General features: G+C 39.6%; 14 protein-coding genes. 2 read left to right on the top strand and 12 right to left on the bottom strand.

The window, feature by feature from the left end; all coding sequences use genetic code 11:
- Positions 1 to 42 precede the first annotated feature (42 nt).
- The 3 genes from murB to folB form a co-directional block, all read right to left on the bottom strand.
- Positions 43 to 945, bottom strand: a complete 903-nt coding sequence (gene murB / locus PCY16_RS05400) for a UDP-N-acetylmuramate dehydrogenase (protein WP_060972234.1) — start codon at positions 943 to 945, stop codon at positions 43 to 45.
- A 188-nt stretch (positions 946 to 1,133) separates the two neighbouring features.
- Positions 1,134 to 1,625, bottom strand: a complete 492-nt coding sequence (gene folK, locus PCY16_RS05395) for a 2-amino-4-hydroxy-6-hydroxymethyldihydropteridine diphosphokinase (protein WP_002891525.1) — start codon at positions 1,623 to 1,625, stop codon at positions 1,134 to 1,136.
- Positions 1,622 to 1,981: a dihydroneopterin aldolase gene (gene folB / locus PCY16_RS05390; protein ID WP_060972232.1), complete on the bottom strand. Its 360-nt coding sequence runs from the start codon at positions 1,979 to 1,981 to the stop codon at positions 1,622 to 1,624. The genes folK and folB overlap by 4 nt, the downstream gene beginning before the upstream one ends.
- A gap of 223 nt (positions 1,982 to 2,204) precedes the next feature.
- Between folB and PCY16_RS05385 the strand changes: the two genes are divergently transcribed.
- Positions 2,205 to 3,656, top strand: coding sequence for an alpha-amylase (locus PCY16_RS05385; RefSeq protein WP_195413462.1), 1,452 nt, complete (start codon positions 2,205 to 2,207; stop codon positions 3,654 to 3,656).
- A gap of 32 nt (positions 3,657 to 3,688) precedes the next feature.
- On the opposite strand, the gene folP is transcribed toward PCY16_RS05385, so the two are convergent.
- The 9 genes from folP to PCY16_RS05340 form a co-directional block, all read right to left on the bottom strand.
- Positions 3,689 to 4,489, bottom strand: coding sequence for a dihydropteroate synthase (gene folP, locus PCY16_RS05380; RefSeq protein ID WP_195413461.1), 801 nt, complete (start codon positions 4,487 to 4,489; stop codon positions 3,689 to 3,691).
- Between the two features lie 8 nt (positions 4,490 to 4,497).
- Positions 4,498 to 5,061: a GTP cyclohydrolase I FolE gene (folE, locus tag PCY16_RS05375; protein WP_073950277.1), complete on the bottom strand. Its 564-nt coding sequence runs from the start codon at positions 5,059 to 5,061 to the stop codon at positions 4,498 to 4,500.
- Positions 5,062 to 5,205: 144 nt separating this feature from the next.
- Positions 5,206 to 7,050, bottom strand: coding sequence for an APC family permease (locus tag PCY16_RS05370; protein ID WP_064524188.1), 1,845 nt, complete (start codon positions 7,048 to 7,050; stop codon positions 5,206 to 5,208).
- Positions 7,051 to 7,116: 66 nt separating this feature from the next.
- Complete coding sequence (locus PCY16_RS05365) at positions 7,117 to 8,379, bottom strand: folylpolyglutamate synthase/dihydrofolate synthase family protein (RefSeq protein WP_195413460.1); 1,263 nt, start codon at positions 8,377 to 8,379, stop codon at positions 7,117 to 7,119.
- 162 nt (positions 8,380 to 8,541) lie between these two features.
- Entirely contained in the window at positions 8,542 to 8,790 is a 249-nt protein-coding gene (locus tag PCY16_RS05360; RefSeq protein WP_002884680.1) for a KH domain-containing protein, read from the bottom strand.
- 11 nt (positions 8,791 to 8,801) lie between these two features.
- Complete coding sequence (gene rpsP / locus PCY16_RS05355) at positions 8,802 to 9,074, bottom strand: 30S ribosomal protein S16 (protein WP_002884675.1); 273 nt, start codon at positions 9,072 to 9,074, stop codon at positions 8,802 to 8,804.
- A 162-nt stretch (positions 9,075 to 9,236) separates the two neighbouring features.
- The gene (locus PCY16_RS05350; protein ID WP_195413459.1) at positions 9,237 to 10,616 is read right to left on the bottom strand and encodes a hypothetical protein; all 1,380 of its coding nucleotides are present in this window, start codon (positions 10,614 to 10,616) and stop codon (positions 9,237 to 9,239) included.
- 111 nt (positions 10,617 to 10,727) lie between these two features.
- Entirely contained in the window at positions 10,728 to 11,906 is a 1,179-nt protein-coding gene (locus PCY16_RS05345; RefSeq protein WP_037601828.1) for a sensor histidine kinase, read from the bottom strand.
- A gap of 311 nt (positions 11,907 to 12,217) precedes the next feature.
- Entirely contained in the window at positions 12,218 to 12,955 is a 738-nt protein-coding gene (locus tag PCY16_RS05340; protein ID WP_021143758.1) for a LytTR family DNA-binding domain-containing protein, read from the bottom strand.
- Positions 12,956 to 13,168: 213 nt separating this feature from the next.
- Here PCY16_RS05340 and PCY16_RS05335 point away from each other — a divergent pair, with 213 nt between their 5' ends.
- Positions 13,169 to 14,542: a matrixin family metalloprotease gene (locus PCY16_RS05335; RefSeq protein WP_195413458.1), complete on the top strand. Its 1,374-nt coding sequence runs from the start codon at positions 13,169 to 13,171 to the stop codon at positions 14,540 to 14,542.
- Positions 14,543 to 14,633: the final 91 nt, after the last annotated feature.

Below are 14,633 nucleotides of genomic sequence, written 5' to 3'. Positions count from 1 at the left end.
CATAAATCCTCCATGGATAGCAAATATAGGGATAGGGTTTTATTAGTTTAATTCGTCGCCAATGATACGTACTTCAGGCTCTAGTGTAACACCTGAATTTTCCTTAACCTTAGCGATAACATCTGAAATAAGGTCTTCATAGTCTTTTGCTGTTCCTTGATCGACATTAACCATGAAGCCAGCGTGCTTAGTTGACACCTCAACACCCCCGATACGATGTCCCCTGAGGTTAGCTTCCATAATCAGCTGACCTGCAAAGTGACCTGGTGGGCGTTTAAAGACCGAACCACATGAAGGGTATTCAAGAGGTTGTTTAAGCTCTCGCAAATGATTGAGACGATTCATCTCATTCTTGATTTGCTCGTAGTCTCCTGGTTTGAGGTTAAATTTAGCTGAAATAACCACTTCACCTGTTTCTTGGAGCACCGAACGACGATAACCAAAACGCATATCTCTTGCATCAATCGTACGAATATCACCGTCTTTTGTAAGAACCTGAGCAGAAACCAAGATATGGGCAATCTCACCACCATAGGCACCCGCATTCATATAGACGGCACCACCAACACTACCTGGAATCCCCGCTGCAAATTCAAAACCAGTCAAACTTTGGAAACGAGCCACCTTGGTTGTCGCAATCAAATTAGCCCCCGCTTCAGCTTCAATTTGATAACCATTAACTGCAATACCATTAAGTCTGTCAAACATAATCACAAAACCTCTGATGCCACCGTCACGGACAATCAAATTACTGGCATTACCGAGCACCATCCAAGGAATGTCATGCTTATTAGCAAATTTGACAATACGAGAGAGTTCATAGCGGTTACGTGGAAAGGCCAAATAATCCGCTGGACCACCAACCTTGGTATATGTATAACGTTTTAAGGGTTCGTCGAAACGAATATCAATCCCCACTAAATCTTCTTTAAGTTCATCTAACATGTTATTTTCCATACTTTTTCTATACATTTATTTCTTTGTAGGTATCGTGATAGACTTCCCCATATTACTATCACTACCTAAAAATGAGTTAGTATTTTTCCTAAAAATTAAAAGAAAAATACGACAAAAAGCCAAGATTAATTATAGCAAAAAATCCCCATCTTGACGACAAGGAATTTCACGCAAAGCTAGTCCATAACTTCCAATTTACGGACATCACTAGTGTTTAATTGACTCAAATATTTTTTGTAGGCTTGGCCAGTTTTAGGGTCAACCAAATCATCTGCTATTTCTATCAAGGGAACCAAAACAAAAGCTCTCTGACTCATATAAGGATGGGGCACTTTAAGGTGCTCAGTCTCCCAGATTTCCTGCCCATATAGAAGAATATCAATATCTACTGTCCGAGGCCCCCAATGCTCATGACGAACGCGATCAAGGTCTTTTTCAATCTGCTGACATGACCTTAGTAAGGTTTCAGCTGGCAACTGAGTCTCTAAGAGCAAGGCAAGGTTCAAAAAATCAGCCTGCTCTGTCAGTCCCCAAGCAGCCGTTTCATAATAGGAAGATACTGCTTTAACCTCTGTCTCAGGTAAGTCATTCAAGGCCTCCACAGCTTTTTGGAGATAGTCCTGACGATCACCCATATTAGATCCCAAACTCAAATAAACTCTTGTCATCGGCTACGCTCCAATTCAATACCAACACTCTTATAATGCCCATTAATTGGTGGATTTTCCTTGGTAATTCGAACTTTAATAGATTGAATTGGTGTAAATTGGGCAAATAGATCCTCACAAATCGCACCCGCCAAACGCTCAATCAAAATGTACTTTTTATCTTCCGCTTGTTTTTGCACGGCTTCGAAAACCAAACCATAGTGAACCGTATCATCTAGATTGTCACTCTGTGAAGCCTTAGTTAGATCAACAGTCAATTCCAAATCAACCACAAAAATTTGCCCTAGGGTCTGCTCCTCAGCAAAAGCCCCGTGATAACCATAAAAACGGCAACCATTTAAAATAATTTTATCCATAATTTCTCCTTAAGACACTAGACTCTTCTTTATTCTAGCACAAAACAGTTGAAAAGTTGGTCTCTAATTAGTATGATATTTTAGACAGATCTGAAGTTAGTGCATTTACACTTTATGCAATCGATTGCATAAATCTTCTGATTTGGTAAAATATAGGCACAGGAGCTAAAAAGAGACTCCTGAATTATAAGCAAGACTATCTCAACTAATAAGGAAAAAAACTATGACAAATCAAACCGCAATGCAATATTTTGAATGGTATCTCCCAAGTGACGGTCAACACTGGAACAATTTGGCTGAAGATGCCCAACATTTAGCAGACCTAGGCATCAGCCACGTTTGGATGCCACCCGCTTTTAAAGCTACAAACAAAAATGATGTTGGTTACGGAGTCTATGACCTCTTTGACCTTGGAGAATTCGACCAAAAAGGAACAGTCCGCACCAAATACGGCCTCAAAGAAGAATATCTCAATGCTATCAACCAACTCAAAGAAGTTGGTATTGTACCTATGGCCGACGTTGTGCTTAATCACAAGGCGGCAGCAGATAAACTTGAGACCTTCGAAGTGGTCGAAGTTGACCCAGAAGACCGTACCCAAGAGATCAGCGAACCATTTGAAATCGAAGGCTGGACACATTTCACCTTTGACGGACGAAATAAAGCCTACAACGATTTTGAATGGCACTGGTACCACTTTAACGGAACCGACTTCGATGCCAAACGTAATAAAAGTGGTATCTATCTTATCCAAGGTGACAACAAAGGCTGGGCAGACAACGACTTGGTTGACAACGAAAATGGTAACTTCGACTACCTTATGTATGCCAACCTAGACTATAAACACCCTGAAGTTATTGAAAATATTTACGAATGGGCAGACTGGTTCGTTGAAACTACAGGCGTTCAAGGGTTCCGAATGGATGCCGTTAAGCACATTGATTCTTTCTTTATGCGTAATTTTATTCGCGATGTCAAAGAAAAACAAGGTCAGGATTTCTATGTCTTTGGTGAATTTTGGAATGGTAACGAGGAGGATAACAATACCTATCTTGAAAAGATTGAAAAACGTTTTGACCTTGTCGATGTTTCCCTCCACAACAATCTACACAACGCTAGCACAGCGGGCGCTGATTATGATTTAACAACAATTTTCGATCATTCCTTGGTCAAAAATCATCCTGAACATGCCGTGACCTTCGTAGACAACCACGACACTCAACGCGGACAAGCTCTAGAATCTACTGTTGAAGAATGGTTTAAACCAGCTGCTTACGCTCTCATCCTTCTCCGTGAAGACGGTCTTCCTTGCCTTTTTTATGGTGACTACTATGGTATTGAGGGTGAATTTGCCCAAGAAAATTTCCAAGAGAGCCTAGATACCTTGCTCTACGCTCGTAAAGACCTAGCTTACGGTGAGCAAACAGACTACTTTGATGATCCAAACTGTATCGGGTGGACACGCTCTGGCAACGAAGATGGGGCTCCATTAGCTGTAACGATTTCTAATGATGCTGCTAACAGCAAGTCTATGGAAATTGGTAGTGATTGGGCTGGACAAGCCTTCTATGACATTCTTGGAAACTGCTCTGATACTGTAACCATTGACGAAGACGGATGGGGAGACTTCCCAGTTTCTGAAAAATCTGTCAGCGTTTGGACAATTCAAGACTAAGAAAAAAAGCTCAGTTGAGCTTTTTTTTAGTATCATAAAATTCCTGAAATAGTCTTAACGATATCATGATTGACGTCAACATTATGTACACGGACAATCTGACATCCTTTGGTAACTGCATAGCCAGATAAGGCAGCTGTCCCCTGGTCGCGATCCTTAGCTTGAGTATTCCCACCTAGTAGGTAGTCCACAACTCGCTTACGAGAAATTCCAAAAAGAACAGGATAGCCCAAGGAAACGACCTTGTCCAAGCCTTTTAGCAGGTCAATATTGTGTTGGACATTTTTAGCAAATCCAAAGCCTGGATCAATCCAGATATTGTCCTTGGCCACACCTGCTTCCAACGCGGCCTGAGCACGTTGACTGAGGAATGTACAGACATCTTCTGTGACATCATTGTATACTTCTTCTTTTTGATTATGCATAAGGATAATCGGCACATTCTTTTCAGCTGCTAAAGCTAACATCTGACCATCATAAAGTCCAGCCCAGACGTCATTTAGAATATCTGCACCTGCTTCAAGAGCAGCTCTAGCAGTGGCTGTCTTATAGGTATCAATACTGATGAGCACATCATATTTTGCCTTGATAGCCTGAATAACTGGAACGATACGAGCAACCTCTTCTTCCTCAGTCACAAATTCTGCCCCTGGTCTTGTAGATTCGCCACCGACATCGATAATAGCAGCCCCCTGGGCAATCATGCGCTCAACCTGAGCCAAGGCATCCTCTACTGTGTCAAAATCGCCACCATCTGAGAAAGAATCAGGGGTGACATTCAAGATTCCCATAATACAGGCCTTACCTGCAATCTCATGTTTACCGATAAACATCTTAACTCCTAAAAATCACGCATCAATGAAAGAATTTCCTTGCGTTCTTCACGGTCTTCTTTATAAAGGCCCTTAGCGACAGTTGTGATTGTCTTACTTCCTGGTTTCTTAATGCCTCGCATAGTCATGCACATGTGCTCTGCTTCAACCATGACAAAAACTCCTCGAGGATTCAGAGCTTCTTCAAGTGCTGTAGCAACTTGATCTGTAAGACGTTCTTGCAACTGCGGACGACGAGCAGCTACTTCAACCGCACGCGCTAATTTGGAAAGTCCTGTCACCTTGTCTCCACTTGGCAAATAAGCCACATGGGCCTTACCATAAAATGGAACCAAATGGTGCTCACACATAGAGTAAAAAGGAATATCCTTGACAAGGACAACTTCGTCATGAACTTCTGAAAAGACAGCTGTAAATTGATTCTTAGGATCTTCATTTAGACCTGAAAACATTTCAGCATACATCTTAGCCACACGTTTTGGTGTATCCAAAAGTCCCTCACGCTCAGGATTTTCACCTAGAGCTTCCAATAGTTGATAGACTGCTTGTTCTACTTTTTCTTGATTTGCCATAATTTCCTCTTGCAACGTTATAATACTATCTATTATACCTTATTTTGCTGGATTTTTCTTGCAAAAATAAGATTTCCTAGCTACCTAAATCTCAAAAAAAGCGAAGACCACCTTTCATATAGAGGATATCTTCGCTTATATTTTTTAGTCTTTCAAGTGGTAAGAATAAGATGAAACCACAATATTCTCACGCCATTTGAGATAATATTTCAATCGTAAACTCATTTGGTTGTGAAGCATGGTTTGCCATGATTTTTTAGGTACAAACTGAGGAATCATGACTGTCAGAGTCGCATTATCCTTCTCAGCTTGAGTGGCGACCTCGTCCACATACTGAATGGTTGACTGAGTGATTGAGCTATATGGTGATTGGATATGAACCATCTCAATTTCAGGGAAATATTTTTTAAACTCTTGTTCAGTTTCCTTGTCCTTGTTCTCTGTATCCTTAGTAGATACATGCATGGCGATAACCTTGTCACCAATAGAACGTGCATAGGAAATAGCTCCGATATTAGCCTTGGTAACATTCCCAACAAGGATAAGAACAATATTTCCTTGATAATGGTGTTCTTCTACCGCTCCATCAATACGCAACTGTTGAGCAACACCATTATAGTGTTTTTTAATCTTAAGGAACATCCACATCAAGATTGCAATAATCGGGAAGAATGGCCAGATATCTCCTAAACGGAAAAGGAAGAGAATGAGAACGATAGCATAACAAATGAGGGCACCTAAGATATTTGCTAAAGAGTGTTTCCAGAATCCCTTACCGTATTCACGAATCCAATGGATGACCATCCCCGTTTGAGAAAGAGCAAATGGAATAAATACACCGATGGTGTAAAGCGGAATCAACCGTTCCGTATTTCCTCGGAAAATAAACAAAAGGGTAATGGCACCAATTGCAAGTGTCAAGATCCCATTAGAGTATCCCATACGTGCACCTTTTTCAAGATACATGTGAGGCATGTATTTATTTTTCGCCATATTAAAGGACAACATCGGAAAGGCTGAAAAACCTGTGTTAGCTGCCACTGCAAGAATCATAGCAGTAGAGAATTGGAAAATGTAAAATAGAATACTACCAATCCATGATTGACCAAGAATTTCTCTAGCCATTTGTGACAAGATAGTCACACCTGCATGGGGTGTAATACCTGTCCACCAGTTGAGAAAGGTGATTCCCGCAAACATAGCCCCCAAAATGCTAGACATGATAAAGAGGGTTGATGCTGCATTTTTAGCCTTAGGTTTTTGAAAGAAAGGCACCGCATTAGAGATGGCTTCAACCCCTGTCAATGAGGCAGAACCTGAAGTAAAGGCCCTTAAAATAAGAATCAATGACACCCCTGTAATGGGTTGTCCTAAATGTGCTGTGGCTGCGTAAGGCATATGACCAGTTAAAATTTGAAAGAAACCAAATCCCAACAAGAACAGCGTCGAAACAATGAAGAGATAAACCGGTATCATCAAAGATTTTGCCGATTCACGCATTCCCCTAAGATTCATAACCATCAAAACAAGCACCAAAATCATTGATATCTCAAGATTGAAAGGATGAAGGAAGGGAAGGGCTGAAGTAATGGCATCTGCACCTGAGGCCACTGAAACAGCAACTGTCAACATGTAATCGACCAAAAGACTGCCACCAGCTATCAAGCCAAACTTAGGAGACAGATTTTCCGTCGTTACCATATAGGCACCACCACCTTGAGGATAGGCCTTGATAACCTGTCTATAAGAGATGGTAAGGCTGGCCAAAAGGACGAGAACCAAAAGCCCAATAGGGATTGACCACCAAATAGCCGCACTAGATACAGCTGTCAGAACCAAGACGACTTGCTCTGGACCATAGGCGATAGATGAGAGCGCATCACTCGACAACATGGCCAAGGCCTGAATCTTGGACAATAAGTGTTCATCACCACTATCATCATGAGTTAAAGGTTCACCAATTAAAATGTTTTTCAGATGTTGAAACATTGCGATCTCCTTGCTTTTAAAACATACGAGGGTTATTATACGCCCCTAAATGTCATCTTTCAAGTCTTAAACATCACTTGCCTGCTCTAAAACCCATTTTCTGACCTGAGAAATAAAGTATAGAGATCCCGTAATCACATAAAGTTTCTTATTGTCAGTCGTTACATGTTCTTTAATCCATGTTTTGAAATCTGGTACCTGCTTATAAACTTCTGGGTATTTATCTAATTTAACACTGTTTGGATAGTCAAAACTCGTTACAGTCAAGTCACCAACCGATTTTAGTTGAGCTAGCATACCATCAATAGGCTTGGTGTCAATAGCCGCAAAGAGAAGTTCAATCTCCTTATCTGCATGTTCTGATTGCAGCAAGTCAATCAAAACTTTAACACTCTCATTATTATGAGCACCATCAATCATGAGATTAGGTCTTAAAAATTCTGTTCGACCTCGCCAATTGGCATGAGCTAGTGCATCCTTTATGAGTTTAGGAGTTACTTTAGGATAATCTTTTTGAAGCAATAAAGAAGCCATAATAGCTAAACTAGCATTTGCTACTTGATGTTGACCAGCCATGGCCAAGGCTATATCATCTAACTTTTGCTCCCCATAGGTGAAATCAAAGGAATGACTAGACCCTTCAGCTGTGAAATTTCTCCCCAATTCATAGGTCTTGGACCCTTCTTCACGCGCCTTCTTCTCGAAAACATCTCTAACATCAGTACGGTCAGTCGCATAAATAAAAGGAGCCCCATTCTTCAAAACACCAACTTTTTCTGCTGAAATTTCAGCATGGGTATTTCCCAAAATAGCCTGATGGTCCAAACCAATCGAAGGGCAAAGGACTGCCAAAGGCTTAATTAGATTAGTCGAATCATGAAGGCCGCCCATTCCAGCTTCAATGAATGCAATATCAACAGGATGGACCTGACCAAAATAGAGGAACATCAGAACTGTGATAATTTCAAACTCTGTCGCATTTTCATGCTCTGTCTCTTTTGGTAGACGTTCAACCACAGGCTTCACACGACTAACCAAGTCAAGTAAGTCCTCTTCTGAAATCATCTGACCATTAAGAGAGATTCGTTCCTTGAAGTCAATAATATAGGGCGAGGTGAAGGTTCCAACTTCATAGCCTGCCTGGGTAAAAATTGTTTGTAGGGCATTGACTGTAGACCCTTTGCCGTTTGTTCCCACGATATGCACAGCCTTGAGATTATCTTGTGGATTTCCCAATTCTTTAAGCATCCAGGCCATACGCTCCAAGCCAGGCTTGATGCCAAATTTTAATTGTCCATGAATCCAATCCAATGCTTCCTGATAAGTCATAATTACTCCTTTTTTGGCTAATGCTTCAACTTAGTCATTAAACTGACCTTTAAACTAGATTCCTAGTTTTTCCTTGAGCTTAATGAGTTGACGTTCTTATTATACCAAAGACTTCTAATCTATAACCAAAATATGCAAAAAAGGCAACCCTAGGGTCACCTCTTAAGCCTTCTCTTTTTCGTCAATAACAAGACGAACTTTTTTACCTTGAGTAGGTACCGAATAGACAATCGCTCTTATCGCCGTAATAGTACGTCCTTTTTTCCCGATAACACGCCCAATATCGGCTGGGGCAAGATCAAGATGGTACTCCAAAAACTCAGGACCGTCAATAATTTTGATGGTCAACTGATCTGGTGAAGCAATTAAAGGTTTAACGATAGCGATAATAAGATTTTCAATGGTATCCATAGGCTAAAAAATTATTTTGAGAATTTTGATTCGTGGAATTTCTTCATAACGCCTTCTTTTGAAAGGATGTTACGAACTGTATCTGAAGGTTGTGCACCTTTAGACAACCACTCAAGAACACGTTCTTCTTTAAGTGTTACTTGGTTTTCTTCAACGAGTGGGTTGTAAGTACCAACTGTTTCGATGAAACGTCCATCACGTGGAGCACGTGAATCTGCAACGTTAATACGGTAGAAAGGTTTTTTCTTAGAACCCATACGAGTCAAACGGATTTTTACTGCCATTTTTAATATCTCTTTTCTTTAGTTTTTTATTATGGTGAGGGCACTTATCGCCCCTCGACCTTAACTAGTATACCATATCATTTTTATGTGTCAAGAAAAAAACTTGACAGACTTAAGATTTCTACAAAAAAAGTTAGAGTCAAACTCTAACTTCCTTTTCGACTATTTCTTAGTTGTAGTCTTATGATTTTTTTCATAAGCTACCTTTGCTTCAGCATATTCAGCTTCTAAACCCTTAGCCGCTGCTTTTGATACTTTCTCATAAGTATCACGACTGGTCAATTTGCCATCCTCGTTGTAAGTAGAAACAACCAAGGTATCTTTATTTACAGTATAAGACTTGGTGCGTTTTCCTTTACGGTAGAGTCGGTAGTTATCTACGTTATCCGAAATATAGTAATCTACTAGATTCTTATCTGCATTTGGATAAAGTTGCGAGACAACTTTAGTCAACTCACGCTTAAATTCTGAAACTTCTTTAGTATAGGTAATAGATTTATTCCACTGATCAACAACTTGATATTCCTTCAAATAATCTGAAGCTGTAAAAGTTGGCTGATCCTCCTCACCTTCTTTATAGAAGTAAGAATGCGTTTGTAAATTATTAGAATGATCAACTTTAAGGAAAGAGACGTAAATTTCATCTTTATCTTCATGTTCTTTCAGAGCATTGGTTAACTTACCAGAATTTTCGTCCAAGACCTTAGACGATTTTAATTCCCAAGTTCCCTCAATGTTCCCCGAAGCATTACGCCAAAAACCGTATACACCACCGACAAGCAACATCAAAACAACAGCAACAAGACTAGAAATCAAGGCTCCTTTGCCCCAATTTTTGGCCTTTTGCGACTTTTGATTAGCGTTTTGAATCGTTTCTAGAAGACGAACCTGACTTTCCAATCTCTTTTCTAATTTGGCAACTGTCTGTTCTTCCTTAGATTTAGCTTTGGCAGCTAGCTTTTCGGCTTTTTTCTTATCACGAGCAGCTTGACGAGCAATCTTCTTAGCTGCCTTTTCTTCCTTACGATCAAACTTTGTCAAATCCTCAGATAATCCAAGATGCTGTGCTTGGTTACTGAAAACTGGAATAGCTTGATTAGGTTCACTCGAGGTATTAACAGAATGATTTCCTGCATCTGGACGGGTTGGCGCATAACTTGCCAAACGTTCCTTAGCCTCTGCCACGCGTTTGCGCTGTTCCTCTTCCTTTTGAATATCCTCAGCCTGACGGCCCGACTGAATGGTTCTTACTTGAACAACAGTCTCTTGAGATAGGGCCCTTCTCTTTTCCTGGGCCGCATTTGCCATAACTTCTTGCGCGTTGTCACGATCTTTCTGAGACTGAGCTAGTGCTCTGGCGGTTGCGGTTCCTTCTTCAAACTGTTGGTCAGTTGCTGATTCACCTTGATCAGCTACTTGGTTATCCTCTGTACCTTCAGAGAGAACAAACTCTCCTCGTTCCAAGGCCTCTTTGAAGTCGATTGGTCTTGGTTTTCGGCCATTAACAGCCTCAAAGTACTCTAACCATTCGTCTTTCAACATAATAAATCCCCCTGAATTAAAAAACACATGATTAACTTCCCTATTTTACCATACTTTTTAACATAAAAATAGGGATTAACAAGAATTCTAAAAATTCTTATTAAGTCCCCATTAATCTTCTTTTGGTGTAATAGACAATAATTGAACAAAACGGTGTTGTGCTGATTCTGTTTCAAGCGTGACATTGTCGTATCTGAAGAGAATCTCCTCGATATTTGCTAAGCCCAAACCACGACCTGTTCCTTTCGTTGAAAATCCTCTTTGTTTCAAAGGCGCTACATCAATAGAAGCTTCCTTAGTTGAATTTTCAACAACAATAACTGATTGATTTTCCATCTTAAAGATAGCAATAGATAATTTTGGTTTATCTGCTAATACAGTAGCTTCAATAGCATTATCACAAAGAATTGATATGATTGTAATCAAGTCGAGTGGACGCATATCTGTGAAGAAGACCCCCTCTTCAACCTCCACATGACATTGAATACCTTTATCAAAAGCCTCAGCCACTTTAGATGATAAAAGACTCTTAAGTGGCATATTGGTCACACGAGTTAATTTTGCCAAATCAAACTTTTGCTGCTTCAAATCTGATGCCGAATCTTTCAAGACACTATCATAAATCATCTTGATTTGATCGATGTCTTTCATCTGGATGGCTTCATTAAGCGAAATCATAACATTAGTATAGTCGTGACGGAAACTGCGTAGCGTTTCGTAAAGACTTTCGACCTGCTCAGAATACTTCTCTAAATCATCCAAGTGACGTCGATTCTCTTTTCTACGCTCATTTTCAAAGAATTCATCTGCATATTTATTAACCTTGTAAACAGCATAAAAAATAGCTACAAACCCCACTAAGGTTATCACATGTCCAGCATAGTACAAGGCAAAGAATCGCGAGGCCACGACGACAGAATAGTTCAAAATCACATAGCTAATCAAGATAAAGTTAGTGAAAAACATAATCCGACCAAATTTACGATCTCGCTCTAAGACCCTCAAATATTTAAAATCAATGTTAAGGAGCTTGGATAGAGCGACAAATGTTGGAATAATTAAAAGGTCAAAGAAAATGAAATAAAGATAACTTCTGTTTAGAAAATCCGATGTGATGCCGAACCCTGGCATCAGGAAGTAGGCATAACCATTAAAAATCAACAGATAGAGAACTAGAGGATAGAAGGCATAAAAGGCCAACATATTGGTGGTTCTCTCCTTGCCATAGAAATAGGCATAGAAAAGAAGGTAGAACGGTGTCATAAAGGACAAACCGACATTATATGACATCCCCAGTATTCCCCCTATACATTCAACCAGGAACGCAATAGGAAGGATTATACGTGGTACCTTGACCAAGCTGGTCCTTTCGTAAATCCACTGTATGACAATGAAATGCAAAAGATATTCTAATGCAATTTGCAAATTGAGCATCATTTAATGGTTAGCCACCTCCTTCTAGTCATCTCTAAATATACGGCAAAAAGCCATAACACTATTCTATCACAATTCCTGATAATAGATGAGATAAAATTAAATAATTATATCGAATTTCAGAAAACTTTCAATAATGATTAGAGAAGAAGGGGAAAATCTAAGACCTAACGATTTTTCAAACGTTCCAAAAGTTCCTTTTTACGTGTCCGCGATAGGAGGCATGACTCGTTTTCCTCAAAGAAGACCATATTAGCTGTACGATCCACACTTGTCACATTATTCACATTGACAACAAAAGAGCGGTGTGTTTGGAAGAAAATATCATCCAATTTTGCTACTTCTGCAATTTTCCCATAGAATTCCACTAGGTTTGACTTGGTATGAGCGATTAACTTATGTGGCACAGGGGCTGTCTCAATGTATAAAATATCATCATAAGGAATATTAACATCATTTTTATCCGTTTTAACAGTTAGACTCTGTGCCTTGGTTTCTTGCTCAACCTGTGAATAAGCAAAATCTAAAAGTTCTACCAAAGCTCTCTTAAGATCCACATCTTCCATGGATTTATCGACAAAGTCTAGAGCTTGAATCTTATAACGGAAGGTCAAGGGCATAAACTCTGAATAGGCTGTAACAAAGGCAATTTGTGCTTTCAAGTCTTCCTTACGGATTTCAAGCCCAATATCTAGTCCCTGCTTAGTTTGATTTTTAAGGTCAATATCCAAAAGATAAACCATGGATTTACCCGAACCTCTATCAGCATCTAACAATTCCTGACCCTGTTCATAAAAAGTAATCCCATCAACAACGGCCTTCGACTCCTCAACTGCTTCGTCCAATAAACGACCAACACGATGACGCTGCAAGGCATCATCTTCAAGGACGATAATAGAAAGCATCTTATTTCCCTCTTTCTCTCTAATATACTTTAATATATCTACCTAATATTTTATCATAATTAATTGGATAATATTCCTTTTTTTACAGCATAAAGTCTTTTTATCTCACCTAATTTCATTTATAAAACAATTGTTATCTCATTGTCACTTTATGTTCATTTTTAGGTGTTATCATGAGAACTGTTTTTGTTTTAAATTAAAAAGGAGAAAGTTATGTTACATTCTTTTAAAACGCAAGGGACTAAGACAAGGACCTTGTTGACCCTTGCAACTGTCGGTATAATTAGTGCTTTTCTTGTAGGAAGTCCTCAGCATGCCTCTGCGGATCAAACCTATGTTTCAGATCCTAACCAAGCTCTGACATTTTCCGAACTTGAAACAGGTACAACTACAAATACCATCGCTCAAACAGGTGTTTCTACTGAAACACCTACTACTGTGACTACTATATCACATACCTCTGTGGATGATCTTCATACACATGAAAATGACTATGAACAAACTCCCACAAATACTCCAACTTTTGAGGAATTGAAACAAAATAGTCAAACAGCTAGCAGTACTGTCGACAGCCAGACTGGAAGCAAAACCTATGAGACTAGAATTCCGACAAATACAGATAGCAATCATAAGGCTGTAGAAAACCAGTCTGAACCAAAGACCGAAACTGTCGCTCAAGCACAAACCTGGTCAAAAGATGGTGCCACATGGGTTTCAACAGAAATTAATAATGGTAATGTTCATAAGATTCTATCTACTTATATTCCAAAACCATTAACACCTTCTACAAAACCAACGACAACAGCTACACCAAAACCTAAACAATCAACTCCTGCTGTTAGTCAACCTAAAAAACCAGCCACAGTTGCTAACAAACCTACAACATCTACAACTCAACCTAAGAAACCAGCCACAGTTGCTAACAAACCTACTGCACCTACAGTTCAACCTAAGAAACCAACGACTGTTGTAAACAAACCAGCGACTTCTACAACGACACAACCTAAGAAGTCAACAACGACTGTCACTAAACCAACAACTCCTAAAGCCACTCCTATCCAACCTGCTAAACCAGTGGACCGAGTTGCTCAAGTATGGCAAAAGAATAACGAACTCGTAAAAGAGAATTACGATACTCCTCACTGGTCAAGTAAGGAAGCGACAGTTTTCATCAATGCTAAAAATCCTGAAATCGTGAATGCCTACAAACAGGCTATCACTTCTTGGAATAACACTGGTGCCTTCAATTTCTTGCTCACTAACGATAAACAAAAAGCCAACATCATTGCTGATGAACGTTATGAAGGTAATGTGGCAGCTCCTCTTGGAGTTACCTACTCTACTTACTACCTCCCAACTAAGCAATATAGTAATGCTACTGTTTACTTGAACACCTTCCATGTTCAAAACAATTATTACCAAAAGAACGGTGGGAAACTCCTTAACACTGCGCAACACGAATTAGGACACTCAATTGGACTTGAACACAACAGTGCCGTTGCCTCTGTAATGGAACCTAAAGGTGGTAAGACAAGTATCCAACCTGTTGATATTAACAATGTTAAGAAACTCTATAGCAAGATTTAAGTTCTTACACCATCACAACAAATATAAGCAAACCTATCAGGTTCTGCTTTTTTATACAAGTGAGATGACCATTCAAGACCAGAAAATGACT

Source organism: Streptococcus sp. SS4 (genome assembly GCF_030440125.1).
GTDB lineage: Bacteria > Bacillota > Bacilli > Lactobacillales > Streptococcaceae > Streptococcus.
Note: the sequence above shows the minus strand (reverse complement) of the source record. Positions and strands in the feature narration are given on the sequence as shown.